The organism is Kitasatospora sp. NPDC054939, from assembly GCF_053610105.1.
Map to the genome: position 1 here is coordinate 1 of NZ_JBSGXP010000034.1, position 24021 is coordinate 24021.

Below are 24021 nucleotides of genomic sequence, written 5' to 3' on the forward strand. Positions count from 1 at the left end.
GCGACGTTGCGGGCCGGGGCGCGCCCCAACCGCCCCCCCCGGCCCCGAGCCGCCGGCGGATGTGCCCGTTTCGCCTCATGAGCCGTGGAGAGACGCCTGGGAGGTGAGCCTCGGTACGGCCCCGTGAGGAGCGACGATGAAGGCCTTGACCTGGCACGGCAGGCGAGATGTCCGTGTCGACACTGTTCCCGATCCGGCCATCGAGGATCCGACCGATGTGATCATCAAGGTGACCACGAGCGGACTGTGCGGATCCGACCTCCACCTCTACGAGGTTCTGGGGCCTTTCCTCGATGTCGGCGACATCCTCGGACACGAACCGATGGGTATCGTCCAGGAGGCCGGGCCCGAGGTCACCGCCGTGCGCGTGGGCGACCGGGTGGTGATCCCGTTCAACGTGTCCTGCGGGACGTGCCACACCTGCACGCGGGGCCTGCACTCGCAGTGCGAGACGACCCAGGTGCGGGAGTACGGCACCGGTGCCTCGCTGTTCGGCTACACCAAGCTCTACGGCCAGGTCCCCGGCGGGCAGGCCGAGCTGCTGCGCGTCCCGTTCGGGAACAACCTGCCGATCAAGGTGCCGCACGGTCCCGAGGACGACCGCTTCGTCTTCCTCTCCGACGTGCTGCCCACCGCGTGGCAGGCCGTCGAGTACGCGGCCGTGCCCGAGGGCGGCAGCCTCGTCGTCCTGGGCCTGGGACCGATCGGCGACATGAGCTGCCGGATCGCCCTCCACCGCGGCGCCGGTCAGGTGATCGGCGTCGACCTCGTCGGTGAACGCCTCACGCGGGCCCGGCGAAGGGGCGTGCACGTCCTGGATCTTCTTGAGCACGGCAAACGCCTCGCCGACGTCATCCGCAGCCTCACCGGCGGACGCGGCCCGGACGCCGTCATCGACGCCGTCGGGATGGAAGCCCACGGCTCGCCCGCCGCGAAGCTCGCCGCCCAGGCCACCAACCTGCTGCCGAGCGCCCTCGCCGCCAAGATGATGGAACACGTCGGCATCGACCGCCTCCACGCCCTGTACCTGGCCATCGAGCTCGTGCGGCGCGGCGGCACCATCTCCCTCTCCGGCGTCTACGGAGGCCAGACCGACCCGCTGCCTCTGCTGACCATGTTCGACAAGCAGATCCAGCTCCGCATGGGCCAGGCCAACGTGCACCGATGGGTCGGCGACATCCTCCCGCTGCTCACCGATGACGACCCGCTGGGTGTCGACACCTTCGCCACCCACCACGTCCCACTCGACGACGCCCCCTCGGCGTACGAGATGTTCCAGAAGAAGCAGGACGGCGCCGTGAAGGTGCTCTTCAAGCCGTGAACACCACGCAGCCTGCTGCCGACGAGATCCCCGCATTCCGTGGCTGCCTTCACCAGCATCGCTTTCCGGCGCGGGCTGCGGTTGTGTGAAGCCGCCCCAGCGGTCACCGGACCATTGCCGGAACTCAAGGCAACAATTCCTCACTTGCGGGTTCGAATACCCAGCAGGGTGACGAACTGCACCGCGTGGGCGCCGGCGCCCGGGCCCCTGTCGCGTCCCCCGTCGCGTGGGGTGTGGCGGGCCTGCCCGGCTCTCAGGAGCCGGGCGGCCGGCGGAGATCTCCGGTGGAGCGGTCGGCGGGCCTACTGCAGTGGCTGCGGTTGGATCATGGCGAAGGATGCGCCCTGCGGGTCGGCGACTACCGCCGTGCGGCCGGCCATGAGCTCGACCGGCGGGGCGAGCACCATGCCGCCCTGCTTGACCAGGGCGTCCGTGGTGGAGTCGATGTCGTCGACGGCGAAGTAGGTCAGCCAGTGCGCGGGGGCGCCGGGCGGGTCGTTGGACAGCAGGGTGACGCCGCCGACCGCGCGGCCGCCGACCCGCAGCTCCCAGTAGGACTCGGCGCCGTCTCGCAGCTCGATCTCGATGCCGAACGCCTCACCGTAGAACGCGGTGGCGGCGGGCACGTCGCTGGTGTGCAGTTCGTTCCAGGTCAGGGCGCCGGCCTCGTTGACGACCTGCGCGCCGAAGAACTCGCCGGGCTGCCATACGCCGAACACGGCACCCTGCGGGTCGGAGGCGACCAGCATTCGGCCCAGGTCGCCGACGTCCATCGTCGGTACGAGCAGTGTGCCGCCCGCAGCGACGATCGCTTCCTGAGTGGCCTGCGCGTCGGTGCTGGCCAGGTAGCTGGTCCACACGGTGGGCGGATCCGGCATCCCCTCGGGCGCCATTGCGGGACCGATGCCGGCCACGGCCCTGCCGTTCAGCTCGCAGACCGCGTACCCACCGAACTCGGCCGGCCCGGGGCTGCCCTGCCAGCCCAGCAGGTCGCGGTAGAAGTCCAGCGCCGCCTGCTGGTCCTTCGCCATCAGATCGACCCAGCACGGCGTGCCGGTCGTGGAGGGGGTGACAACTTCGGGCATGCTCGCTCCTTCGATCGAGGTCTCCCGTAACCCTCTCGTCCCTGTCCGGACCCGAACCGTCCGACACGCCACCACGACGTAGGAAGCCCGCCGTCTGCCCAATCACCACCACCACGTCGGACACCGAGCCCGCCCAGCCGGCAGTCCGCTGTCCTGGGGAGAGCAGTGAGGAATCGAGACACGGGCCGCCCGCTGCGGACGTCGTCGGCTGTCACGGCGATCTGCGGTGGTGCCGGACGTCGTGGCGCTCGCGCGGATGCCGGGCTGACGCGGCAACAGCGACGTCCCCCCGCCGGCTCGGGCAGGGGGACGTGGTCAGGCGGGGGTCACTCCCAGTTGCATTTGGTCTGGAGTGCTTTGCCCGCGTCGTAGGGGACCATGTCGTAGCGCCAGGCTTCCAGGTCCCAGGTCTCACCGCCCCAGTGGCCACCGTCGCCGTTGGAGTAGGAGTACGACGCGTGGCAGTACAGCTGCTCGTAGGTCGAGTGCAACTCGCCCTGCGTGGCGTGCGGGAACCTGAGCGTGTTGGACCAGACCTGCTTCCAGTTGTCCGCCGAGTCGCTGGAAGCGGTGTCCGAGTGTGAGGTACTCGCGAACGCGGCGTCGGTCGGGGTGACATGTGTGGAGCGCTTGTTCTGGTCCGCCAGGTTCATGTACACCTCGGTCTTCTTCACCCACTTCGAGTTGGTGATGCCGCCGTAGCCGACGCATGCGGTGTGGCAGCTTTCGAAGGCGTTGGACTGGCCGCCGCTGTACAGGATGTAGCGGCCGGACTGGAAGTTCTGCCGTACGCCCGTGTTGTTGCCTTCGTTGCCTCCGACGTAGTCCTCTCGGTATTCGTCGGACGTCGGGTAGCCGTAGAAACCGCGTTCGAACCCGTTCTCTCCCCACCACCAGCCGGTGATGCCGTGGACGGCGTGGGCGCCGCTGTACTGGCTCCAGTAGACGGTGCCGCCCTGGAACTGCTGGCGTACGCCGTAGCCGTCGGGATTCGTGATCTCGTCGGTGAGGGGGTAGCCCAGATAGCCGCGCTCCCAGCCCAGGCCGGCCCAGTACGGGCGGATCGCGCCCCACACGGCGTGTGCGCCGGTGCCGGGGGTCCAGTAGATCGAGCCGTTGTCGAAGACCTGGAAGCGGCCGATACCGTCGGGGGTGCCGAGTTCGTCGGTGGTGGGGCAGCCCAGCGACCGCTGGACGCCAGGGGTTTGGGTGTACTCGGTCCAGATGGCGCCGTCCACGGAGTGGGACCCGCAGAAGACTTCGGCGGACGCGGGGGTGGCGCCGACGGTGAGACTGGCGGTGACCAGGGCGAGGGCGACGACCGGGGCCGCCAGGAGCGTTCCGATACGTCCGAGGGAAGGATGCATGTCAACTTCCTGCCCCGGCCCCGGGTGTACGAACCTCCTGCCGGCCGGACGGTCGATGCCCGTGACCGCCTTCGAGCCAAACTTCAACCAGGCGACGAACAGCCCCAGTTCCTCGGCCACCACCCGCCAGTCGCGGCCCGTCCGTATGCACCAGCGCAGGTACGGCGCGACGTGCCCGGCGTACGTACGGGTCGTCAGCTCCGCCTGGGCCATGCCGAACCGCACGTGCCGCACGAACGTGTCGGCCGGGACTACAAGAGGCTGCCCGAGCACTCCGAGGCCCACCTCGACAGGGCCGCGATCACCCTGATGGCCCGCCGCCTCGCATGCGCGGCCGACGTCGGAGCCGCTGTTGGCCAGCGCGCCCGGGCAGCGAGACCACTGATCGGGGCCCTGAACTTCAGGTGGCGATCGTGACGGTGGCGGGTGGGAAGCTCGCTCACTTGTCCGACCCTTGCCGAGTTTCCTCGTCGCGGACGGCGCAGGACGACCGGACGGGTGATCCTCGCCAGGCGTTCAGGTGAAGGCCGTCACCACCCGGACGTACCAGCCAGAAGGGTTCGTTGACGACTGGTTGCGGCACAGGGCAAGGTATTCGAACGCGGGAGCGGCTCCCGGCCGGCGCCTCCGCGGCGACTGCAGCGGCGCGGCGGACATGCTCAACTTCCCTCGAATTCGGGCAACCTGCCCGACGTGCACGAGGAGACATCCATGACCAAGCGCGCCCTCGCCCTCGTCCTCGCCGGGACGATGGCAGGCGCGGCCGCCGCCCTGACCGTTCCCGCCCTGGCCGACAGTCGGACCCCGGACGGCGGCCCCCGCGCGGGCCGGAGCGCTCCGATCCCCGCCGTCATCATCGACAGTGCGTTCCGCACCAGCCTCGGCGGCGCCCCGCAGGAGGTGGGCAACGTCTTCGCGACCCGGGCAGGCCTCACCGACGACGAGGGGGCCGCCGCCGGCACGGCCTACTCCACCTGCACCAAGGTCGAGACGGGCCCCGACCGGGTGCTCTGCCACACACTTCTCAAGCTCGGTCCCGAGAACCAGGTCTCCCTGTCCGTGCTCGTGCCCACGGGTGACGGCGCTCCCAAGGAGTTCGACGGGTCCGTCACCGGTGGCGCCTACGCGTACTCCGGAGCCAGCGGCACGGCCCACTTCAGGCTGGAGAGCCATGGCAGCTACGACCTGAGCATGGGCTAGCCGCCAGATCGTCCAGGACCGCCCGGGCCGCGTTGTGGCCGACGATGCCGCCGACGCCACCGCCGCGGACCGCGCCGAACGGCTGCTGCCCGTACCCCGCGGTCGGTGGGGTACGGGCAGCAGGTCGTGGGACGAGGTCAGGCCAGGCGCTCCAGGGCGGCGTCCAGGCGGGCCAGGGTCCGCTTGCGGCTGAGGACCTCCAGCGACTCGAACAGCGGCAGGCCGATGGTCCGGCCGGTCACCGCGACCCGCACCGGTGCCTGGGCCTTGCCCAGCTTCAGGCCGTGCTCGGCCGTCCGGCTCGGGGCGCCGGTTTCGGGGTTCCTGGGCCGGGGGTGTACGGGGGCGGGGTCGGCTGCCGGCCGAATCCGTCGAAGGTGGCCTGGGGGTTGCCGGCCCAGGGATCGGGGGTCGTGTGTTAACCAGGGTACTGACACCTTGGGCACAGCTCGTGGCGGCCCTCGGGTGTGATCACGGTGCCCCAGCTGCGGCATTCTTCGCAGCCTCGGGCCCGGTCGATGTTCGCGCGGACGGTGGGAGCGTGGGGGTGGGCTCCATGTGGCATGGGTGATCTTCCTCTGTAGAGCACTATCACTTACGACCATTTTGCCATGGTTCGTATAGATATGCACCACCCGTCGCTGGCGCTCGTGATCTCCTTGAGCGGTAAGACACAACACAGGTGCACGGCAAGCGCAAGGCGCCCGGACGCGGTGCTCCAGGGATGTCTTCCTGTGCCCGGACGTCCGCAAGGTCGAGCACCACGGGTCCGGCCTTGCCCGCGGCGGGGTGGAGAAAGGGCATCGACGGCATGGTGGGTTGGGCGGCTCTGGTGGAAGGCCGTCTTGTGGTCAGCCGAGGCCCGGATGGCCTGCCGCAACCGGTTCCGCACGCCGAGGCGTGGGAGGCAGGGCCGGCGCTGCACACCGCCCTCGCCCAGCACCCGGCCAACCCCGACGACGAGGACGACCTGGCCGTCGGTGAGGACGAACCCGACGGCAAGGACTACGGCCTACTCAGTGACATCCGGACCCGGGTCCGCCGCCGGACAGCCGGGCGCACCCTCTGTGCCATCGAGCAGGTCCCGCAGATGGCCCGGGACGACGAGCAAGCCGCAGCCCTGGCCGAAGGCATCGGCCGCGAGGGCGCCCTCGCCCACGCCGCGGCCGTCCGCGAGGAGCGGCAGCGCATCCGCGAGGCGACCGCCGCCGCCGGAGTCGAGACGAAGCCCGGGGCGGAGTCCCGTTCACCCGGCCCGTATTTCACCCGCCCGTCCGGATTCGGCGGGCAGATTTCCGGGTGCAGGAGTATTGACAGCGCCGTTGCGTCGGCGCCGTAGTTCCCTTCCATCACCCCGCTTCGTTTCTCCGGTTCCGGTGTACCACCGGACCGGCCCGTCGAAGCGGAGACACAGCCGCAGTCGGCCGGCCTGCGACGCCCCCACCCAGGCGCGGGCGGCCGCCCGGCGTGCCACGCACCGACCACCCCAACCAGCGGGCTGCCTGCCCCACTCCGTCGCGCTTCCGGCTCGACCACGCCCGAACGTGGCCGTGGTTCGACAGCATCGGCCGACACCCATCGCGTCAGGAGAAGACCATGGACGACTCTTCCCACACCCCCTCCGAGATCAGCCGCCGCAGGGTGGTCCAGCTGCTGGGCTCCGGCGCGGTGGCGGCTGCCGCCGGTACCGCCCTGAGCGGCACCACCGCGGTGGCGCACTCGAACTCCCACACGGGGCTGATCGCGGCGGTGCTGGATGACACCGATGTGGTCACGAACGCCCGCGGGCTGACCAGGCTGCTGAGAAACGCCGGTTTCACCGTGGTGGCCCTGAACCCGAACCAGCCGGTGCGGCTGAAGGACGGGCTGGTCCCGGCTCCGGCTGTGCAACGGCACGACGGCGGTCGAGTCCCCTGCCGCCATCGAGGACAGTCACGAGTTCTTCCACGCCCTGGCGAAGTACGTCGATTCGGTGCGGAGGGGGAGCGCGGATCCCGTGACCGCCACGCCGTCGCCCAAGGCCGGTCCGCTCGTCGGTGACGTGGGCGTGTCCACGGCCCGGACCTGGGCCCGGCCGGGCCGGGTCCTGGAAGTGCGAGGTGAGAGAGGGGGCTGCGGTGAGAGCCACCCTCACCGGGAACACGGTGGCCGCCAACGACGACACCGTCCTGTTCGACGTGGCGGGGCTGACGGCGAACACGGCGTACACCTTCACCATCACCCCGGACGCGGCGGTGTCCTTCGTCCCGCTGACGGGGTCGTTCAGGACCGCGCCGGCGACCGCGGCCACCCCGGTCACCCTGGGCTTCGGCTCCTGTGCGCACAGCGTGCCGAACCCTGTGTGGAACCAGATCATCGCCAAGGGCTGCGAGGGCTTCGTCATGCTCGGCGACACCCCGTACGCCGACATCGCGATACCGGGCATCGGTGGTCCTCTGGCGCAGGCGCGCAGGCATCACCGGGACTTCCTGGCCACGCCGGGAATCGACAGGCTGGTCAGTTCGATGCCGGTGTGGGCAACGTGGGACGATCACGATTTCGGCAAGAACAATGCCGACGGCACCTTCCGGAAGAAGGCCCCGTTCCGCCAGGCCTTCGTCGACTACCGCGCCAACGCCACCGATCGCGCACCGGCCCGGAAGGTGGTGGAGGCCCTGGTCGCGTGCCGCACCGTGTGATCCGGGGCTTCAGGTCCTTCGGGGGTGGGGAGTGCGACCGGCCGGTGCGGGGCCTGCGGGCCCTGGGGTACCGACGGCGTGTGTGAGGGGGGCCAGTGCGGTGGGTGGTACGGCGCCGGCTGCCGCCGAGCCGCGCAGCAGCGCGGCCAGGTCGTGGGGCCGGACCCGCTCGGTGCTCGCTGTCGCTGCGGTGATCCGGTCCAGCCGGAAGCCCCGACCCGCCTGCCGGGTGCGGCACCAGGCGATGAGGTACCACCGGCCGTCGGCGGTGAGCAGTCCGGCCGGTTCCACCAGCCGCTCGCTCGGGCGCCCCGCCGCGTCGAGGTAGGACAGCCGCAGGGCGGTGTCGGTGGCGAGGGCGTGCTCCACGGCGCTACGGACCGCGGTGTCGCCCGGTGCGGGCAGGGCGACGATCCGTGCGGCGAGGTGGCGCACCGCCGCCGAGGCCGGACCGGTCACGGCGGCCGCGATCTTCTGGGCCGCCGTGCGGGCCGCGCCCGCGTACGGGGTGGCGGCGTCGGCCGCGGCCAGTGCGGCCGTGAGCGCCGAGGCCTCGTCGGGGGTGAGGTGGATCGGGGGAAGGGTCGCCCGCGGGTCGATCGACCAGCCCCCGCCGCGCCCGCAGGAGGTGCGCACCGGGACGCCGGTGGCCATCAGCGCCTGCAGGTCGCGCTGGACCGTGCGGGTGCTCACCCCGAACCGCGCGGCGAGGGCCGCGACCGTGAGGGGTCGCGGCGCCGCCGCGCGCAGTTCTTCCACCAGGCCGTAGAGCCGGTCGGTGCGGTTCATGCGGGCGAGGCTACCGTCCGATCGGCCACCGGCGGCCGGCCACCTGCGGCTGGCGGTCGGCGGCCGGCGGCCGGTCCGCGGGAGGGGACGGTGCCCGCGCCGCCGGGATCGACGAGGGCCGCGGACAGGAACTCCCGGGCACGCCGGTGTTCGCGCTCCGTGACGGTCGACGGGTACAGCGTGAAGCCGTGCATGGCACCGGCCACGGCCCCGAGTTGCACGGGCGCGCCCGCCGACCGCCACCGCCGGGCGAGGAACAGCGAGTCGTCCAGCAGCGGATCCTCGGTGCCGACGACCATCCGGGCCTGCGGCAGACCGGTGAGGTCCGCGAACAGGGGCGAGATTCCGGGGTCCCGGCGCTGTTCGGCCGTCAGACCCGGGGTGAACAGCTCGTAGGTGCGCCGCAGCGAGTCGGTGTTGCTGAGCAGCCGCCGGGAGCCGAAGGTGCGCTGGCTCGGCGTCATCGACAGGTCGTAGGGGCCGAAGAGCAGGTGGGCGGCCCGGAACGCCCCGACGATGCCGTGTCGGTCGCGCAGGCGCAGCAGGGTCAGGACGGCGAGGTGGGCGCCGGCCGACTCGCCGCCGATCAGCAGCCGGTCGGTGCCGAACTCGGCCGCCGCGTGTCGCACCAGCCACCGGGCCGCCGCCTCGCAGTCGTCGGGCCCGGCGGGGAACGGGTGCTCCGGTGCGAGCCGGTACTCCACGCTGACCACGGCCAGCCGAGCCGCCTCGGCGAGCGACCACAGTCGCTCGTCCTGTCCGTCCGCCGAGCCGAACGTCCAGCCGCCCCCGTGGATGTGCAGGTACACGCCGTCGACGCGGTCCGGTACGAAGACCCGCACCGGGACGTCGTCGACGACGCGGTCCCGGCCCTGCGCCAGGCGCACCGGCGGGGTGTCACCGCCGAGCCGGTTGCGTCGCAGCGCGGCCAGCAGGGCCGCGTCGGGGGCCTCCTCACGGGCCGGGCGGCTCGCGGCGGCGGCCTCGAACGCCTCGTTGAAGGCCAGGGTCTCGGCGAGGCAGTCCTCATCGGTGATCGTCATACCGCACAGGCTGGCAGCCACTCGCGACAACGTCCTGTCACCGTTTCCCCGAGAGCTGCGTCACATGGCGGGCCCGGTACCCGTGGCGGGGGGAGGATGAGGCCGGCCCCGGCGCGCCGAGCGATGTCGGGGCCGCGGCCCTCCGGCGGGCCGTGACCGCCGCTGACGGCTGCCGAGGAGAAACGCACCGGCTCCTGGTGGCGCCCGACCTGAACTGCTGCTTCCCGCTGCTGGAATGGAGCAGCCCGAGGAGCCCGACCTCGTGGTGGTCCATGCCGCCCCGTCGGACCCGGTTCAACGTCCTCTCGGGGCGATAGGACGTCAAGCCGGCTGAAGCACAGTCCTGTGGGCGGCTTGGCGCCGGGCGACACCCGGCGCCGAGCCGGCGATCTCAGTCGCGCCGGGCGGCCCGGCGACCGCCGATTGGGCAGGTCTGCCCGCTTCCTGTACGGGGTGACGGCCAGCGATGAACCCGGTTCCGGCCGTGCCCGTGATCCTCAACGGCTGCCGGCTGCGGCCGGCCACACGGTCCACCGGGCGACGCCACCCGGTACTCGTATAGGCGGAGCCAGTCGGCGTAGGAGTCCCGGCGTTCCTGCTCGCTGCGGTAGGGCCGCGAAGGCCCATTCGTGGAGTACAACTAGCGGGCGTCGGCGCCGCACTGTTCGTCGCGGATGGTGAGCAGGAACTCGACCTCGCGCTCGACGCGGAACAGCGAATCCTGGTGCAGGTCGTTCAGGTGGGCGAGCAGCACGCGTCGGCCGGTGGTCAGGTAGGCGTACACGACCACGTTCGGCGTGACTCCGGAGTTCTTGGACAAGGCCGGCATCGGCTCGATCCTGATGTCCTCGATCTTCGCCCAGGCCAGTCGGCGCGTCCGGAGGACCCGGACCCGGATGCCGTCGCGGTCCACGTAGGTGCCGGACGCCGGAAGGAGGAGGAGAACCGTGGCGTCGAACAGGAACGCCGCCACGGTCGTCAGAATCTTCACCCAGTCCGGGATACCGAGGAGGTCGCTCTCGACCCAGACGAAGGACATCAGCAGGAGTGTCATGACTGCCAGGCCGGCTACTGCCGGCCAGGCCGTCCGCCCGGTCGCCTGATACCTGCGTGGCAGTTCGTGTTCCCCCAGGACCACTCCTCTCCCCTGCCGCCCACTGTAGGGGCGGGGAGCAGCCACCGGTTCCGGCGGTGATCCCTGCTACCGAACCGGGACACCGACGGGAGCCGGACAGGGCCCAGCCGGCGCCTGGATCCGCAGGACGATCCGCTGGAGTTCGTCGCCTTCCTGCCCTGGAACGACGGTGCGCTCTGACGCTGTACGTGCTGCCGCCCAGCGAGGCTGCTGGCGGACGCCGTGACAGATCGCCGACCCCCGTCCGGACGGGGTCGGTCCGACCTGCCGACGTCGGTCCCGCGGGCAGGGCCCTCCCGAGACGCGCGGCGGCACCGACACCAGTAGCCCAACGCTCGGCGTGTCGGCAAAGCCGTGTGGGCCGACCTGCGCCGACGGCGGCGCCGTCGCGGCGGCCTCGGCGCCGCCGCCGAGTCACGCCCGGGAAGCGCGACCCCGGTGCCGATGCCGAGTCCGGCAGCGGCGGGCCGGAGCGCGACGGTCTCCGCGCATCCGTGAAGCGCCGCAACCGCCCGCCGGAGGCCGGACACGATCCGCGGCGCCGTCCCGCTGCGGTGCAGGCGTGTTCCGGACTGTTCGGGACAGTCCGGAACACCCGTCCGACCTGCGCCTTTACTTCGGGACGGGGACGGGACGGATCCGCACCGTGCCGGTCGGCCGGTTCGGTTGCGCTGCCCTCCCGACGCCGGTGAACCTCGTTCCGGCCCGGCCCACCGGAGGACCGGGCGAACCGGAGGAGAGGGGAATCCCCGTGCTCAAGAAGCTGGAGGCCATCGGCGCCGGCCTGCTGGAGCGGTTCGTGCCCAGCATCGAGGCGTCCGCGGCCCAGTGCGGCTGCAAGTGGTTCAGGGCGTGCTGGCAGTGCCCGAGCAACCAGCAGTGCAAGGCGTACTGCTGCGACGGCCAGGGCTGTGTCGTCAAGAGCACCTGGTGCAACGCACGGTCCTGCTGACCGGGTCCGGAAGGGGACGGCGCCCGCGCGGCGCCGCCCCCGCGTCAGCAAAGGTCGGTGTCTGTCGTGCTCTACCTGGCCGTCGGCCTGCGCCTGCTCGTCGGCGTCGTGTTCCTCGTCGCGTCCCTGAGCAAGCTGGGCCCGTCGTCCCACCGCGAGTTCCGCGCGTCGCTACGGGCCATGGGCCTGTTGCCGGAGCGCCTGGTCGGTCCTGCCGCCGCGTGCGTCGTGGCGGTCGAGCTGGCGCTGGTCGCCTGCCTCGCCGCGCCCGCCCGCCGGGTCGTCGTCGCGGGCTTCGCCGGAGCGGGGCTGGTGCTGCTCGTCTTCGCGGGCGTGATCGCGCTCCTGCTACGTCGCGGCGCCCGCCGACCCTGCCGCTGTTTCGGCGGCTCCTCGGCGGTGCTCGCGCCGCACCACGTCCTGCGCAACCTGCTGCTCGCCGCCGCGGCGGGCGCCGGTGCATTCGTGACGCACGTCGCGCACGGCCCGCCGGTGTGGGCCGGGGTGGCGGCCGCGGCGTGTGCCGGAGCCGTGGTGGGCGGCCTGGTGACCGTGCTCGACGAGATCGTCTCGCTGGTCCGGAACCCGGTCCGCCCCGCTCCCGCCCCGTCACGTCCACGCTCGCCGTCACCTCCGTCGTCGTCGTCGGTCGAGCGACCTGTTCGTCCAGGAATCTGAACGGAGTCAGTCATGAGTGCGATTTCTGTGGTTGTCGTCCTGGTGGTGGGAATGGTGTGTTGCCTCAACACCCTGTTGACCATCGGTGTGGTCAAGCGCCTGCGCGAGCACAGTGAACTGCTGGCCCGGCGCGGCGGCCCGACCGAGTCGGACGTACCCGTCGGACTGGAAGTCGGCGAGTTCGCCGCTGTGACGCTCGAAGGCGAGGAACTCGGGCGCGAGGACCTCGCCGACGACTGCCTCGTGGCCTTCTTCATGCACGACTGCTCACCGTGTCAGGAGAAGATGCCGCGCTTCGCCGAGTACGCCAGGAGGCTGCCCGGTGGCAGGGATCAGACCTTCGTGGTGGTCGCCGAGGACGACGGCAGGGAGCGGGAGTTCGCCGCGGCGCTGGCCCCCGTTGCGCGCGTGGTGGTGACCGACGGGATGGGCCCGGTCGCCGGAGCGTTCAAGGTGTCGTCCTTCCCGACGCTGCTGCGGGTCGCCCGGGACGAGCTCGGTCGGATGCGGGTCAGCGACAACCGCATCGACCTGGACCGGCCGGTGGGCACGCTGATCTGATGGCCGAGCCCGCGGTGGTCACCTCCGCAGGCCGCGACCGGGGCGGGGACTCGAAACAGCATGCGGACGGCGGCGCGCAGGCCTTGCGGACGGCCTGCAGCCTGGCGTTCACGGCGGCGCCCGGTGTCTTCTGCCTGTACCTGCTCACGACGCTGGTGGGCGGCGTCCTGCCGGTCGCGGCGGCCTGGCTGACCAAGCTGATCCTCGACGGGCTGTCGGGCCGCAACCCCGCCGGGGACCCGCAGTGGTGGGCGACCGGGTTCGCCCTGACCGGTGTCGCCCTCGCGCTTGCCCCGCAGTGCGGCGAGTACCTGAGGACCGAACTCGACCGCGCGGTGGGCCTGCGGGCCCAGGACCGGCTGTTCCGCGCGGTCGAGCGGTTCGTGGGCCTCGCCCGCTTCGAGGACCCCGCCTTCCTCGACCGGTTGCGCCTGGCCGAACAGGCCGGCGGGACGATGCCCCTCCAGGCGGTGGACGGTCTGCTGCGGCTCACCCAGTCGGCGATCACGCTCGCGGGCTTCCTGGTCTCCTTGTGGACCCTGAGCGCGGGCATGACGGCCCTGGTGCTCGTCGCCGGCGCCCCGACCCTGGTCGCGGAGGTGGCGCTGTCCCGGCAGCGCGCGCGGGTCGCGGTCACGGTCGGACCGGCCGAGCGCCGCGAGATGTTCTACAGCCACCTGCTGTCGAGCGTCGCAGCGGCCAAGGAGATCCGGCTCTTCGGTACGGCCCCTCACCTGCGGGGCCGGATGCTGGCGGAGCGCAGGACGGCCGATGCCGCGCGACGGACGGTGGACCGCAGGGAGGTCGTCTGGCAGGCCGGCCTGGGCGTCCTGGCCGCAGCGGTCTCGGGCGGGGGCCTGGTCTGGGCCGTGGCGGCGACCGGTCGGGGCATACTGTCGATGGGTGACGTGGCGATGTTCCTCACCGCCGTCGTCGCCGTGCAGGCCGCGCTGGGCGGTCTGGCAGGGGCGATCGCCGGGACCCACCAGTCGCTGCTGATGTTCGGTCACTTCGTCGCCGTCACCACCGCGCCGGCGGACCTTCCCGTTGCCGCGGAACCCCGCGCGCTGCCGGCCCTGCGCGGGGCGATCGAGTTCGAGAACGTGTGGTTCCGCTACTCGCCCGACCACCCCTGGATCCTGCGGGGCGTCAGCCTCCGCGTTCCGTGCGGACAGTCGGTGGCGCTGGTCGGCCTGAACGGCGCCGGAAAGACCACTCTGGTCAAGCTCCTCTGCCGGCTCTACGACCCGGTCCGGGGCGCGATCCGCTGGGACGGCGTCGACCTGCGCGACGTCGATCCCGCGGAGCTGCGCCACAGGATCGGCGCCGTCTTCCAGGACTACATGAACTACGACCTCACCGCGGCCGAGAGCATCGCCCTGGGCGACCTGCGCGCCCTGGGCGACCGCGCGCGCCTCACCCGCGCGGCACGTCGGGCGGGGGTCCACGAGTTCCTCAGCCGCCTGCCGTCCGGGTACGACACCCTGCTGTCCCGGACGTTCATGATGGAGGAGGACCGGGACAACCCCGAGACGGGCGTGGTCCTGTCCGGCGGACAGTTCCAGCGGCTGGCGCTGGCCAGGGCGTTGCTCCGGGAGCACAGCGAACTCCTGATCCTCGACGAGCCGTCGGCCGGTCTCGACGCCGAGGCCGAGGCGGAGATCCACGCCTCCCTGCGGCGCACGCACGCGGGTCGGACCCGAGTGCTGGTCTCGCACCGCCTCGGCGCACTCCGGGACGCCGACCGGATCGTCGTCCTGGCGAACGGCCGCGTCACCGAGACGGGCAGCCACGAACAACTGCTCGAACTCGACGGGGCGTACGCACGACTGTTCACGCTCCAGGCATCCGGCTACCAAACCGCCGCACCCGACTGAGGACACACCATCGTGAACGCTCCCGTACCACGTGTTCCCGCACCACCACGTGTTCCGGCACCCTGCCGCCGCGGCAGGGGGCTCGCCCGCCGGGTGGGCGGCCCCCTGCTCCTCGGGCTGCCGTTGCCGGCCACGGTCGTGCTGCCGGCACTGGTGCGTCGACCCGCACCGCTGGTGTGGCTCCTCGTCCTGCTGCCCCTCTCCTGGATGACGCTTGCCACCGCGCGTGCACTGCTGCGGGGCCGCTGGGTGGTCGTGACCGTCCGTGGAGCGAGCATGCAGCCCACGCTCCGGGCCGGCGACCGGCTCCTCGTCCGACGCGGCCCCGTCCGGGCCGTCGGGGACATCGCAGTGCTCGGGCGTGCCGTGATGGGCCCCGACGAGCCCGCATACTTCGAGTGGATCATCAAGCGGGTCGCCGCGATGCCCGGCGACGCGGTGCCGCACGGCAGCGTTCCGCCGTCGGCGGTCGCGCCCGGCGGCACCGTTCCGCCGGGCATGTTGGTGCTGCTCGGGGACAATCCGACGCAGAGCTTCGACTCACGTCGGTTCGGCTACTACGCGGCGGCGGAGGTGCTGGGGGTCGTCGTCCGGCCGCTCGGCCGGTCCGCACGGCGTCGCCGCTCCCCCGAACCGCACCACCATCGCGAACCGCGCAGACTCCCCGGCCGGCTGCGCCGTCACCCGCGACCGGTCACCGGCTCGAACGCGAATAGCTGCCGCTCCGACGCCGGGCTGCACGACAGTTGAAGCAGCGGCTGCCATTCGTGCCGGCCCGGCGTTGCCGAGAGCGGGAAGCCCAGGCACTTCTGCGAATGGCGCGGCCGCAGCCGGTACAGGGCGCCGGTGGGCGGGGTGTCCCCACCGCTCGCGACCACCCCGGGGCCGGCGGCGGTCGCGGTGGTGCCGGCGGGCTCCAGGACGAAGCGCTCGGCCGGTCCGCGCCGGCCGCAGAAGTCGTCGGTGACCTGGGCGAGATCGGCTGTCCGCGCTTCCGTCACGCCCATGCAGCCCGGTCCGAACTCGGGGTGGTTGGAGAGGATCTCGTAGGTGCCGTCGGGGAACTTCTCAAGGGCGTAGTCCGGGATCGCGTCGGCGCACTCCGCCTGGTGGACCTGCCCCGTCCCCTCGCCGGCCCGCTCCGCGAGGCAGAGCCCCGAGTACGCGACGCGAATGCGGTACTTGCCCTCGGGGACGGGCACCGACTCCACCGGACCCGCGGCGGCTCCGCCCGGATGGGCGACCCGCTGGTGGTCGACCCCACCGGCCGTGGACGCGGGGTGTATCCACAGAACCAGTCCCAGGACCACACTCGTCGCGGCTCCCGCCGCACCGATGTACAGTCCGGCACGTCGGCGCAGGTCTGTGCCCCGGGGCCGCACCGCCGTCTCCTCCTCGACCGGGACTCTCCGGTCGGGCACCGGAACGGCCTCGGTGCTGACGGCGGCCTCGGGCGCGGGGGGACAGGCGAGTCTGCTGCGCGCCGCCAGCCACGCGGCGACGGCGTCCGGCGGACAGCCGCAGGCCCGGACGAAGCCCTCGACGAGCTCTGCCCTCGGCAGCTTCTCCCGGCCGAGCGCGGCGGCGACGGTACTGGCGGGCAGGACGCGTCCCTCCAGTTCCGCCCGACGGGCCAGTTCGCGGTACGTCAGCCCCGACAGCACGCGCAGGCGGCGCAGGCCCGCCATGAACGCGGCCACCTCGGTGATGCTCTCGGGCTCACACCGGTCCCGTTCGTCTCTCACGTGTTCCCCCTTGTGTTCCGAACTGCCGTGCGCAGACAGAAAGTTGTCCTGAGCATGGCATAGCCGAGTGGGGGGCGGAACTACGTACACGAAAGCCTGCCGATGTCAACTGCTCCCGGCCGCAAGGCCCTCCCGCGGGCGATCGGTCCCTGGGCTCTCGACAGCGGGGCGTTCAGCGAGATCGACCTCTACGGTCGGTGGCAGACCGCGGCAAAGCAGTACGCGGCCGCTGTCACCCGCTACGGAGAGGAGATCGGCAACCTGGAATGGGCCAGCCCCCAGGACTGGGTCTGCAAACCCTGGATGCCCGCCAAGACCGGCCTGAGCCTGGGCGAGCACCTGCGCCGAATCCTCCTGATGCCGTCGGTCGGCCGGGCGAAGCCGGACGCCCTGCTGGCGGAGCTCGCCGGGGATCCCGTCGTCCTGGGCCCGCGATGTCCGCCTACGTGACGGGACGGGACGTGACGTGGAACCGGAGCCGCGCACCGCACTCGGGGAATGACGGGCAGACCCGGACCCCGGGGCGGCTCTGTTCGTGCGACCCCCTCCGGCATGGTCGCTGTACGGCCCCCGATGGCAGGGAGTCGCGGTGCGCTGCCCGCCCCAGGGCGACGGGACCGACAGATCCACGGCGATGCGGCCGAAACGCCGTCAGATGCACGGCACACGTACCGGAATGAGATCCAGCAGGCTTTTCCAAGCCGATGCGCATCGATCGATGGCCGACCCAGGATCGACGCATCCGGACCGCCGTGCCCGCCGCCGAGCGGGTGACCGCACCATGAGGAGGCGCACGCGAGCGGGGAACTCCAGCCGGAGCCGATCCGGCCCCCGGCCGTCGTCTCGCGAAGCCGGCCGGGGTGGTCAACCACCCCGGCCGGAAGGCATGTTGTGGCCAGGCTCCTCAGTCGGCCCGGACGGCTACCCGGACGTCTCCGGGTGCATGCAGATGTTGTAGTCGTGGTTGCAGGCGGCGTTGCACGGCTGCCACGCGTCGTAGTTCTCGCGCAGGGGCTCGCAACCCTCCTGGCAGCCGGTCCAGCGCCGGTCGCACGTGCGGATCAGCTCCAGCTCCTCCTCGGTGAGCATGGGGACGATCCGGTCACCGGCGGTGCGGGCGCGGGTGGGTGCCGGATGGCGACCCGTCGCGTACCCGCCCGTGTACCGGTGAAGGGATGCCTCGGCGTGGAAGCCCGGGATCGTCATGGTGGTGCTCCCGTCAGCGTGGTCCGGACGCGGAAGCCGTCGGTCACCGGTCGGCCGGCGTCACCGCGCGGGCCCCCGAGTGCCGTCCGGGTGGGCGGCGGCCCTCTGTCTCCAGCCTACGCCGCGGACCGGCTCGCGGAGCCGCTCCGAAGCCGCCCCCGAAGCCGCTTCGACCGCCGCCCCGGGGCCGCCCCGAACCCGGCCCGGGCCCTCCCGGACGGCCCCTGCCGCCGGGGTGCGGAACCGGGGGGAGGGGAGCAGCCTGGAAGAAGCGGATGACCGCGGGATCCCGTGCGGTGGGGGGTCCCCGGCTTCCCCTTCGCGAGTGATGAGTTCCTCGCGTGAGAACTGCCCGCTACCGTCCATGACTGTCCGTTCCTGGAAGCTCCGGGGCGGCCAGCCGCCCGCCGTGACCGAGCGTCACCGGAGGGGTGAGGGAGATGACCAAGGGTGAACAGCGGGACGATCCCGCCCCCGGCGGCGAGGACCGCCGGCGCAGAGTGCGCGTTCCCGGGTTCGTCACGGACGAGGACATCGGCCTCGGCGACGCGGTCAGGCGCGTGACGAGCACGATGGGGATCAGGAAGCCCTGCAGCGGCTGTGAACGACGGGCGGCCGCACTCAACCGATGGCTGGTGCTGTCGCGGGGGTCCGGTCACCGACCGTGACACGAACTCCGCGACGACCACGCCCCGCGAGGCGCGAGGAGTCACCGATGGAGCAGGAGTACCCGGAGTACCCGGAGTACTCGGAACACCCCGAGTACCGGGAACAGCCCGTGCCGGTGGAGGACGGGACGGCGGCCGATCCCGGTCGGCCCGACCCGGCCCTCCGGCCGGCCGGATCCGCCACCGGCACCGCCACCGCCGCAGCCACCGTCGCGCCCATGGCGTCGGGCTGCGGCTGCGGAGGAGAGCCGCAGGCCCCCGGCGGGATGCCGGAGCGCGTGAACCCCTTCGTCTACGTGATCGGCCAGATCGACTTCCGGTTCCCGAGCCTGGGGGTCGAGAAGGAGGTCGCCCAGGCCGTGGCCCGGGCCGAGACGGAGAACATGACGGACCGCCAGGCAATCCACGCGGTCATCTCACAGCCCGAGAACCGCTACCTCGCACGGCAGTTGTGCTATGTGCTGAGCGTGCAGGGGATGGAGGCGTACGTCCTCCGGGCGAGTGACCCGGTCGAGTTCGACCGTCTGGTCGAAGCCATTCGCCCCGAGCCCGGTGCCACCGACCTGGACGTCGTCATCGGCCGCCGGGGGCCGCTGGCCCCGCCCGGCCTCTGCAACGGCCTGACGATCCCCGTCGTGGACTACGACCAGGTCTACTCCTTCGCCAGCGAGCACTTGCTGGCGGCGATCAAACCGCCCGAGGGCATGGCCAGGGAGCTCTTCGAGTCCTCCTCGAAGGAGCTGCTGCGAAGGGTGATGCAACTGGGCGACAACGCCGGCGACACCGACCCGTACCGTGCGCTGAACTACCTCACGGTCCGCTACCCGCGCATCTACGAGAAGACCGTCGAGGCCTTCGCCCAGGACTCCTCGCTGAGCGCGGTGAGCTTCCGCGAGTCCCGGCTGAGCGGTGTCCGCACCGTCATCGACGTCCTGTTCTGCTACACGGGCCGTCGGACGGACGTGACCGAGAAGTTCTTCGTACGCGTGGACGTCACCGAGGAGTGGCCCTTCCTGATCAAGTGTCTGTCTCCCTACTACGACCGTTGACCGTGCCGAGGTGGCACGGCGAGAAGGAGGTGCAGAGAAATGCGAATTCCGGGCTTCACCGCCGAATCCACGGTTTACCGGACGCGCGGACACTACCGGGCGTCGCGGTACGGCTCCGGGAGCAGTGGCCGGGTGATCGCGCAGCAAGGCGTGGAACTACAGGGACTCTGCGCGCTGGAGTGCCGCGGGGCCTGCGCCGACTCATGCCGGGAACCCCATAGTTTCCGCTGCCAGGAGTGCCGCAGAGATTGCATGGAGCTCTGCGACATCTGACCCCATCGGCTGATCCGCACCGGATCGGACCGCGCCCCGGGTAGGGGCGGACGGACGACACCCAGAGGATGACGATGGCGGCGCCGTTGGAACAGGCCGGACTCGCCCCCTTGATGGCGCGCAGCACCGGCCGACCGGAGATCGCCGTGGGCATGGTCGATGGCCTTGTGGCCGTCGACCATCCGGGGCTCGCCGGCCAACGCCTGCGCGTCCTGCCCGGGCGAGGGAACGGCGGCGCGTGCGGCCGGGCGGGAGGCGGACCCTCCTGCCGGCACGGCACGTTCGTCGCCGGTCTCCTCTGCGCCGGCCGGGCATCGCGGGTACCCGGCATCTGCCCGGGCTGCACGCTGCTGGTCCGGCCCATCTTCCCGGCCGACCGGTCCGGCGCCTGTGCGGCTCCTGCCGCGCGGGTGGAGGACCTCGCGACCGCCATCGTGGAGGTCGTCGACGCGGGTGCCCGGGTGCTGAACCTGAGCGTCGCGCCCGAGTCGCCGTCCAGTGCGGGACACCGCGAGCTGGAGTGGGCGCTGGACCACGCGGCCCACCGCGGCGTGATCACGGTCGCGGCCGCGGGGAACCAGGGCGTGCTGGGAACGTCGGTGATCACGCGCCATCCGTGGACGATCCCGGTGACGGCGTGCGACGGACGCGGACGGCCGATGGACTTCTCCAACCTGGGCGGATCGATCGGACGAAGCGGCCTCGGCGCACCGGGCGAGGGCATCCTGGGCCTCGGCTCGGGGGACCGCCTGGCGACGCTCACGGGCACGAGCGCCGCCGCGCCGTTCGTCGCCGGCACGGTCGCCCTGCTGCTGTCGGAGTTCCCCGGGGCCTCGCCGGCCGACGTCCGGTCGGCCGTCCTGCGCACCGGCTCCGGGCCGGGTACCGGCTTCGCGTCGCGCAGGACGGTCGTTCCGCCGCTGCTGGACGCCTGGGCGTCGTACACCCTGCTGGCCGCGCGGCACCGGCGCGGCGCCTAGAGCTCGTCCGGTCGATCATGTGCGAAGCCAAATGACGAGGGCGGCTGCGGTGACCGTGCCGAGGTAGACGTAGCCGCGCTTGTCATAGCGAGTGGCGACCGCTCTGGCGTGCTTGAGCTTGTTGATGGCCCGTTCGACGGTGTTGCGTCGCTTGTACCGCTCCTCGTCGAAGCCCGGGGGTCGTCCGCCGCGTGAACCCTTGCGCAGGCGGGCGGCGGGAGAAGGCCGGCCCCGGCCGGCTGGAGTGCCCGCAGTGCACCGGCGGCCGGGAGGCGCAGGAGCTGGGGCTGCTGGTGGTGCCCGCCCCGACCCGGCGGGAGCTGCTGGCCGCCCGCGTCTCGGCCCCGCGGACCGGCGTCAGCAGGACCGGGTACGGCACGCCGGGCTCCACCCGGTAACCGCACCCCGTGAGCGGCCGCGTCGCCCTGTCGCGGGGGCCGTAGCGCCCCTGTCGCGTTGAGTGCTGTCGCGCCCTGTGACTTGCGCGGATACCGGCGTTCCCCCGTGTGTGGTCGGGGCGGGACAGCTCGGCGCGACAGGCCCGGATACAGCGCGGGGTGCACTGCGAGTGTGCTGTGCCACCGAACCTTGACCGGTTTCATCAAGGTTGACCGACGGCGCTTGTGTCACCGGTGAGGGACCACCCAGGTCGAGCGCGCGCCGAGCGACCCCGAGGTGCGCGCAGTCCAGCCCTTGCTCAGCCTATCGAGATTCGATAGATTCCCATCGCATCTCGATGGAAGGATGGGTCGTGGGAAAGCTGACAGTGCGCGCGCTGCGCGCCGTGCTCGCGGTGGTGCTCACCGGCACCGTGTTCGTACAGGCTTTGATGGTGTGGACGTTGGTCAGCGGGAATGACCCGGAGGACGGCTCGTTGCCGCTGACCCCGCTGCGCATGATCACGATCCTTGGCATCGGGACGACCCAGGTCGCCCTGGTCTGTGTATGGCGACTGGTCACGATGGTGCGACGCGGAACCGTGTTCTCCCACGCCGCCTTCCGGTACGTGGACGTCATCATCGGCGCGATCGTTGCGGCTGCTCTCATGTGGTTCTCGGTCACGGCCCTGAACGCGCCCGGCCAGCGGGACGACCCGGGCGTCACCCTCATCATGGGCGGGATCGGCGTGGCCGTCCTGGGAGTCGCGCTCATCGTGCTCGTGCTGCGGATGCTGCTCGCCCAGGCCGTCGCCCGCGACGTCGAGGCGGCACAGATGCAGGCCGAGCTGGACGAGGTCATCTGATGCCGATCGCCGTCGACATCGACGTGATGCTGGCCAGGCGGAAGATGTCCGTGGGCGAGCTCGCGGAGCGCGTAGGGATCACGCCCGCCAACCTGGCGGTGCTCAAGAACGGCCGCGCCAAGGCGGTGCGCTTTGCGACGCTCGCTGCGCTCTGCGAAGTGCTCGAGTGCCAGCCGGGCGACCTGCTTCGCTGGGAGGCCGAGGACACCGCGGGCCACTGAACCGTGCCTGCCGACGCGTCCGCGAGCGACCTCCGGGACCGCTCGGCGCGCGTGACCTGGGTGATCCATCGTCTTGAGACGGGTCAGCCGTACCCGCCGTTGCTTTCCGGCGGGTGGCTTTGACGGATTGTCAGGTGATTTTGACCGCGGGTAGGTTCTGTCGTGTGATGTTGGCCGGTGGTGGTTGCCGGGTTCGTGTACGGCAGCGCGGTGTCGTGGGTGTTCGGCGGGGGGTGGGGTGGTGTGGTGACGGCTTTCGATGAGTACGAGCGGCGGGCGTGGGCGGGGCGTGCCGAGGCGTTCGGGGGGAGTTTCGCGCGGTTGTGTGCGTATCCGGTGCCGTGGTTGCTGGATGCGGCGGGGGTCGGGGAGGGGATTCGGCTTCTCGATGTCGGGACGGGGACGGGGACGGCGGCCGCGGCGGCCTGTGAGCGTGGTGCGCGGGTGACCGCGGTCGACGCCGAGCCGGGCATGGTGGAGCTGGCGGGGCGGGCCGTGCCCTGCGCGAAGGTCCTGACGGCGGTCCTGCCCAGGTTGCCTTTCGAGGACGGCGCGTTCGACGCCGTGGTCGGCAACTTCGTCCTCAACCATGTGGGACGCCCGGGGGATGCTCTTGCGGAGCTGCGCCGGGTGGTCCGTCCGGGCGGGAGGATCGCGTTGACGATCTGGGCGGACCCCGCGCCGGCCGGTCAGTCCCTGCTGGGCCGGGCGGTGGAGGCGGCGGGCGTGACCCGCCCGCCGCACCTGCCCCCGCTCGCCGCCGAACACGATTTCCCCCGCACCCCGGAGGGCCTGGGAGCGCTGCTGGCGGGCGCCGGACTGCGCGAGCCGTCCTGCCGGCTGCTGCGCTGGGACCACCGGGCGAGTACCGAGGAGTGGTGGAGCGGCCCGGCAGCGGGCGTGGCCTTCATCGGGCAGCTGCTGCTGAGCCAGCCGGAAGAGATACGCGCCGAGGTGAAGCGGCACTTCGAGGCCCTGTCGCGGGACCTGCTCGACGAGGATGGCCTGCTGCGCCTTCCCCACGCGGCCCTGCTCGTCAGCGCCGGCCGCTGATGCGGCTCGACCGCTGACCGGGCTCGACCGCTGACCGGGCTCGACCGTTCCACGCCCGCGTTCGCGTCCACGCCCCGGGGCGACCCGTCAAGGCCGCCTGCCAATCGGTCGGGATCGCGTGTCAGGGGACAGAAGGCCGCTGGGGGGCCCGTGTCTTGGCACCGTCCCAGCGCACCCCGGTACGCCCGTTTCGCCAGGGGGTCCCAGTGCCGGGTATGCCTGCTTCGCTGGATCTTGGCCGTTCGCCGCCGAGCCTTGACGGCCGGTGGCTTCCTGGACGACAACGTCCCCGCGCTGTGCCGCCTGTACTTCACCGCCACCCCGAAGATCGCCGGCGACCGCTGCTCGACCCGGTCGACTGCGGAATCGGCCGGTGCGCAGTGCTGTACCGGGACGGCTTACCAGTCGAGGTCGCCCACTGGGGCTGTGCCTCGGATGGGAGTCCTGTGCCGGGCCGGACCTCGGTGGGTCTGGTCGAACTCCGCGCAGAGGGGGCAAGGGCTGGCCTGCGGCGGGTGTTCTTGACCGTTTGCGGGGTGGGTCCGACCCCTGGCGGGTAGTGCTCGGTGTGTTCAGCGGTACGGCCCGGTGGTCGGCACGGCCGGGATCGCGCGCGGGGGTGCGGGCTTGCGGTCGGTGGTGGCGCGGCCCGGATCCGGGCGGCTACGGTGCGGTTCCCGCGGGGTTCGGCCGGCGGCCTTCGACTCGGGCGGCCGGGCGGCCTTCGTCGCGCCTGCCGGCTTGGGCGGCTTGTGCTGTGGGTCGTTCGGCACGGGTGTCGGGTTTCGCTGCGGCCGCCGGGCACATGGTGACCGGCGTGATCCGCTCGCTCCTTACCGCGGGTGGCGTTGTCGTTCGCACCACCTGGTACGAACCCGTCTGCCCGGCCTGGTCCGG

Annotated in this window: 24 protein-coding genes and 2 pseudogenes; 17 read left to right on the plus strand and 9 right to left on the minus strand. The window is 71.9% G+C overall.

The window, feature by feature from the left end; genetic code table 11:
* Window positions 1-136: 136 nt before the first annotated feature.
* Entirely contained in the window at window positions 137-1321 is a 1185-nt protein-coding gene (locus ACWGB8_RS12710; protein WP_452212952.1) for a zinc-dependent alcohol dehydrogenase, read from the plus strand.
* Window positions 1322-1623: 302 nt separating this feature from the next.
* On the opposite strand, the gene ACWGB8_RS12715 is transcribed toward ACWGB8_RS12710, so the two are convergent.
* Together ACWGB8_RS12715 and ACWGB8_RS12720 are read right to left on the minus strand one after the other, a co-directional pair.
* Window positions 1624-2406: a VOC family protein gene (locus ACWGB8_RS12715; protein WP_452212954.1), complete on the minus strand. Its 783-nt coding sequence runs from the start codon at window positions 2404-2406 to the stop codon at window positions 1624-1626.
* 326 nt (window positions 2407-2732) lie between these two features.
* The gene (locus ACWGB8_RS12720; protein WP_452212956.1) at window positions 2733-3773 is read right to left on the minus strand and encodes an LGFP repeat-containing protein; all 1041 of its coding nucleotides are present in this window, start codon (window positions 3771-3773) and stop codon (window positions 2733-2735) included.
* A 711-nt stretch (window positions 3774-4484) separates the two neighbouring features.
* Between ACWGB8_RS12720 and ACWGB8_RS12725 the strand changes: the two genes are divergently transcribed.
* Window positions 4485-4973 carry a hypothetical protein gene (locus tag ACWGB8_RS12725; RefSeq protein ID WP_452212958.1) on the plus strand — a complete coding sequence of 163 codons (489 nt, stop codon included), beginning with the start codon at window positions 4485-4487 and terminating at the stop codon, window positions 4971-4973.
* A 137-nt stretch (window positions 4974-5110) separates the two neighbouring features.
* Here the strand turns inward: ACWGB8_RS12725 and ACWGB8_RS12730 are convergent.
* A pseudogene (locus ACWGB8_RS12730) lies at window positions 5111-5263 on the minus strand (glutamate--tRNA ligase); the annotation flags it as partial.
* A 392-nt stretch (window positions 5264-5655) separates the two neighbouring features.
* Between ACWGB8_RS12730 and ACWGB8_RS12735 the strand changes: the two are divergent.
* The 3 genes from ACWGB8_RS12735 (at window position 5656) to ACWGB8_RS12745 (ending at window position 7651) form a co-directional block, all read left to right on the plus strand.
* Window positions 5656-6312: a hypothetical protein gene (locus ACWGB8_RS12735; RefSeq protein WP_452212960.1), complete on the plus strand. Its 657-nt coding sequence runs from the start codon at window positions 5656-5658 to the stop codon at window positions 6310-6312.
* Window positions 6313-6569: 257 nt separating this feature from the next.
* Window positions 6570-7013, plus strand: coding sequence for a hypothetical protein (locus ACWGB8_RS12740; RefSeq protein WP_452212962.1), 444 nt, complete (start codon window positions 6570-6572; stop codon window positions 7011-7013).
* A 104-nt stretch (window positions 7014-7117) separates the two neighbouring features.
* On the plus strand, window positions 7118-7651 hold the full coding sequence (locus ACWGB8_RS12745; RefSeq protein WP_452212964.1) for a hypothetical protein: 534 nt from the start codon (window positions 7118-7120) through the stop codon (window positions 7649-7651).
* Window positions 7652-7660: 9 nt separating this feature from the next.
* On the opposite strand, the gene ACWGB8_RS12750 is transcribed toward ACWGB8_RS12745, so the two are convergent.
* From ACWGB8_RS12750 to ACWGB8_RS12760, 3 genes are all read right to left on the minus strand, one after another.
* A complete protein-coding gene (locus ACWGB8_RS12750; protein ID WP_452212965.1) occupies window positions 7661-8440 on the minus strand; it encodes a helix-turn-helix transcriptional regulator in 780 nt (259 codons plus the stop codon).
* Window positions 8437-9483, minus strand: coding sequence for an alpha/beta hydrolase (locus ACWGB8_RS12755; RefSeq protein ID WP_452212967.1), 1047 nt, complete (start codon window positions 9481-9483; stop codon window positions 8437-8439). The genes ACWGB8_RS12750 and ACWGB8_RS12755 overlap by 4 nt, the downstream gene beginning before the upstream one ends.
* Window positions 9484-10123: 640 nt before the next feature.
* Complete coding sequence (locus ACWGB8_RS12760; protein WP_452212969.1) at window positions 10124-10537, minus strand: hypothetical protein; 414 nt, start codon at window positions 10535-10537, stop codon at window positions 10124-10126.
* An 832-nt stretch (window positions 10538-11369) separates the two neighbouring features.
* Here ACWGB8_RS12760 and ACWGB8_RS12765 point away from each other — a divergent pair.
* From ACWGB8_RS12765 to ACWGB8_RS12785, 5 genes are all read left to right on the plus strand, one after another.
* Window positions 11370-11570 carry a hypothetical protein gene (locus tag ACWGB8_RS12765; protein ID WP_452212971.1) on the plus strand — a complete coding sequence of 67 codons (201 nt, stop codon included), beginning with the start codon at window positions 11370-11372 and terminating at the stop codon, window positions 11568-11570.
* A 57-nt stretch (window positions 11571-11627) separates the two neighbouring features.
* Window positions 11628-12248: a MauE/DoxX family redox-associated membrane protein gene (locus tag ACWGB8_RS12770; RefSeq protein ID WP_452212973.1), complete on the plus strand. Its 621-nt coding sequence runs from the start codon at window positions 11628-11630 to the stop codon at window positions 12246-12248.
* 12 nt (window positions 12249-12260) lie between these two features.
* Window positions 12261-12809 carry a TlpA family protein disulfide reductase gene (locus ACWGB8_RS12775; RefSeq protein ID WP_452212975.1) on the plus strand — a complete coding sequence of 183 codons (549 nt, stop codon included), beginning with the start codon at window positions 12261-12263 and terminating at the stop codon, window positions 12807-12809.
* Window positions 12809-14686: an ABC transporter ATP-binding protein gene (locus ACWGB8_RS12780; protein ID WP_452212977.1), complete on the plus strand. Its 1878-nt coding sequence runs from the start codon at window positions 12809-12811 to the stop codon at window positions 14684-14686. The genes ACWGB8_RS12775 and ACWGB8_RS12780 overlap by 1 nt, the downstream gene beginning before the upstream one ends.
* Before the next feature lie 93 nt (window positions 14687-14779).
* Window positions 14780-15436, plus strand: coding sequence for a S26 family signal peptidase (locus tag ACWGB8_RS12785; RefSeq protein ID WP_452212979.1), 657 nt, complete (start codon window positions 14780-14782; stop codon window positions 15434-15436).
* Here the strand turns inward: ACWGB8_RS12785 and ACWGB8_RS12790 are convergent.
* Entirely contained in the window at window positions 15367-16431 is a 1065-nt protein-coding gene (locus tag ACWGB8_RS12790; RefSeq protein ID WP_452212981.1) for a helix-turn-helix domain-containing protein, read from the minus strand. The genes ACWGB8_RS12785 and ACWGB8_RS12790 overlap by 70 nt on opposite strands.
* 102 nt (window positions 16432-16533) lie before the next feature.
* Here ACWGB8_RS12790 and ACWGB8_RS12795 point away from each other — a divergent pair, with 102 nt between their 5' ends.
* A complete protein-coding gene (locus ACWGB8_RS12795) occupies window positions 16534-16881 on the plus strand; it encodes a deazapurine DNA modification protein DpdA family protein (RefSeq protein WP_452212982.1) in 348 nt (115 codons plus the stop codon).
* Window positions 16882-17352: 471 nt separating this feature from the next.
* Here ACWGB8_RS12795 and ACWGB8_RS12800 read toward each other — a convergent pair whose 3' ends face one another.
* A complete protein-coding gene (locus ACWGB8_RS12800) occupies window positions 17353-17637 on the minus strand; it encodes a hypothetical protein (RefSeq protein WP_452212984.1) in 285 nt (94 codons plus the stop codon).
* Window positions 17638-18352: 715 nt separating this feature from the next.
* Here ACWGB8_RS12800 and ACWGB8_RS12805 point away from each other — a divergent pair.
* Both ACWGB8_RS12805 and ACWGB8_RS12810 read left to right on the plus strand, forming a co-directional pair.
* A complete protein-coding gene (locus tag ACWGB8_RS12805) occupies window positions 18353-19354 on the plus strand; it encodes a cyanobactin maturation protease PatG family protein (RefSeq protein WP_452212985.1) in 1002 nt (333 codons plus the stop codon).
* A 347-nt stretch (window positions 19355-19701) separates the two neighbouring features.
* Window positions 19702-20607 (plus strand): S8 family serine peptidase, encoded by a 906-nt coding sequence (locus tag ACWGB8_RS12810; RefSeq protein WP_452212987.1) that lies wholly within the window; start codon window positions 19702-19704, stop codon window positions 20605-20607.
* A gap of 15 nt (window positions 20608-20622) precedes the next feature.
* Here the strand turns inward: ACWGB8_RS12810 and ACWGB8_RS12815 are convergent.
* Window positions 20623-20820 (minus strand): annotated as a pseudogene (locus ACWGB8_RS12815) (IS5/IS1182 family transposase); the annotation flags it as partial.
* Here ACWGB8_RS12815 and ACWGB8_RS12820 point away from each other — a divergent pair.
* From ACWGB8_RS12820 to ACWGB8_RS12835, 4 genes are all read left to right on the plus strand, one after another.
* Window positions 20799-21005, plus strand: a complete 207-nt coding sequence (locus ACWGB8_RS12820) for a hypothetical protein (protein WP_452212989.1) — start codon at window positions 20799-20801, stop codon at window positions 21003-21005. The pseudogene ACWGB8_RS12815 and the gene ACWGB8_RS12820 sit on opposite strands and share 22 nt — an antisense overlap.
* Before the next feature lie 353 nt (window positions 21006-21358).
* Complete coding sequence (locus ACWGB8_RS12825) at window positions 21359-21850, plus strand: DUF2975 domain-containing protein (protein ID WP_452212990.1); 492 nt, start codon at window positions 21359-21361, stop codon at window positions 21848-21850.
* Window positions 21850-22071, plus strand: a complete 222-nt coding sequence (locus tag ACWGB8_RS12830; protein WP_452212992.1) for a helix-turn-helix domain-containing protein — start codon at window positions 21850-21852, stop codon at window positions 22069-22071. Before ACWGB8_RS12825 ends, ACWGB8_RS12830 begins: the two co-directional genes overlap by 1 nt.
* Before the next feature lie 246 nt (window positions 22072-22317).
* The gene (locus ACWGB8_RS12835; protein WP_452213047.1) at window positions 22318-23124 is read left to right on the plus strand and encodes a class I SAM-dependent methyltransferase; all 807 of its coding nucleotides are present in this window, start codon (window positions 22318-22320) and stop codon (window positions 23122-23124) included.
* The last annotated feature ends 897 nt before the right edge of the window (window positions 23125-24021 follow it).

What these genes read in the sequence shown, in the direction of transcription:
- ACWGB8_RS12710 (WP_452212952.1), top strand. Translation starts at nt 137, where the DNA reads ATGAAGGCCTTGACCTGGCACGGCAGGCGAGATGTCCGTGTCGACACT.
- ACWGB8_RS12715 (WP_452212954.1), bottom strand. Translation starts at nt 2,406, where the DNA reads ATGCCCGAAGTTGTCACCCCCTCCACGACCGGCACGCCGTGCTGGGTC.
- ACWGB8_RS12720 (WP_452212956.1), bottom strand. Translation starts at nt 3,773, where the DNA reads ATGCATCCTTCCCTCGGACGTATCGGAACGCTCCTGGCGGCCCCGGTC.
- ACWGB8_RS12725 (WP_452212958.1), top strand. Translation starts at nt 4,485, where the DNA reads ATGACCAAGCGCGCCCTCGCCCTCGTCCTCGCCGGGACGATGGCAGGC.
- ACWGB8_RS12740 (WP_452212962.1), top strand. Translation starts at nt 6,570, where the DNA reads ATGGACGACTCTTCCCACACCCCCTCCGAGATCAGCCGCCGCAGGGTG.
- ACWGB8_RS12750 (WP_452212965.1), bottom strand. Translation starts at nt 8,440, where the DNA reads ATGAACCGCACCGACCGGCTCTACGGCCTGGTGGAAGAACTGCGCGCG.
- ACWGB8_RS12755 (WP_452212967.1), bottom strand. Translation starts at nt 9,483, where the DNA reads ATGACGATCACCGATGAGGACTGCCTCGCCGAGACCCTGGCCTTCAAC.
- ACWGB8_RS12760 (WP_452212969.1), bottom strand. Translation starts at nt 10,537, where the DNA reads ATGACACTCCTGCTGATGTCCTTCGTCTGGGTCGAGAGCGACCTCCTC.
- ACWGB8_RS12775 (WP_452212975.1), top strand. Translation starts at nt 12,261, where the DNA reads ATGAGTGCGATTTCTGTGGTTGTCGTCCTGGTGGTGGGAATGGTGTGT.
- ACWGB8_RS12780 (WP_452212977.1), top strand. Translation starts at nt 12,809, where the DNA reads ATGGCCGAGCCCGCGGTGGTCACCTCCGCAGGCCGCGACCGGGGCGGG.
- ACWGB8_RS12795 (WP_452212982.1), top strand. Translation starts at nt 16,534, where the DNA reads ATGTCAACTGCTCCCGGCCGCAAGGCCCTCCCGCGGGCGATCGGTCCC.
- ACWGB8_RS12800 (WP_452212984.1), bottom strand. Translation starts at nt 17,637, where the DNA reads ATGACGATCCCGGGCTTCCACGCCGAGGCATCCCTTCACCGGTACACG.
- ACWGB8_RS12805 (WP_452212985.1), top strand. Translation starts at nt 18,353, where the DNA reads ATGGAGCAGGAGTACCCGGAGTACCCGGAGTACTCGGAACACCCCGAG.
- ACWGB8_RS12810 (WP_452212987.1), top strand. Translation starts at nt 19,702, where the DNA reads ATGGCGGCGCCGTTGGAACAGGCCGGACTCGCCCCCTTGATGGCGCGC.
- ACWGB8_RS12830 (WP_452212992.1), top strand. Translation starts at nt 21,850, where the DNA reads ATGCCGATCGCCGTCGACATCGACGTGATGCTGGCCAGGCGGAAGATG.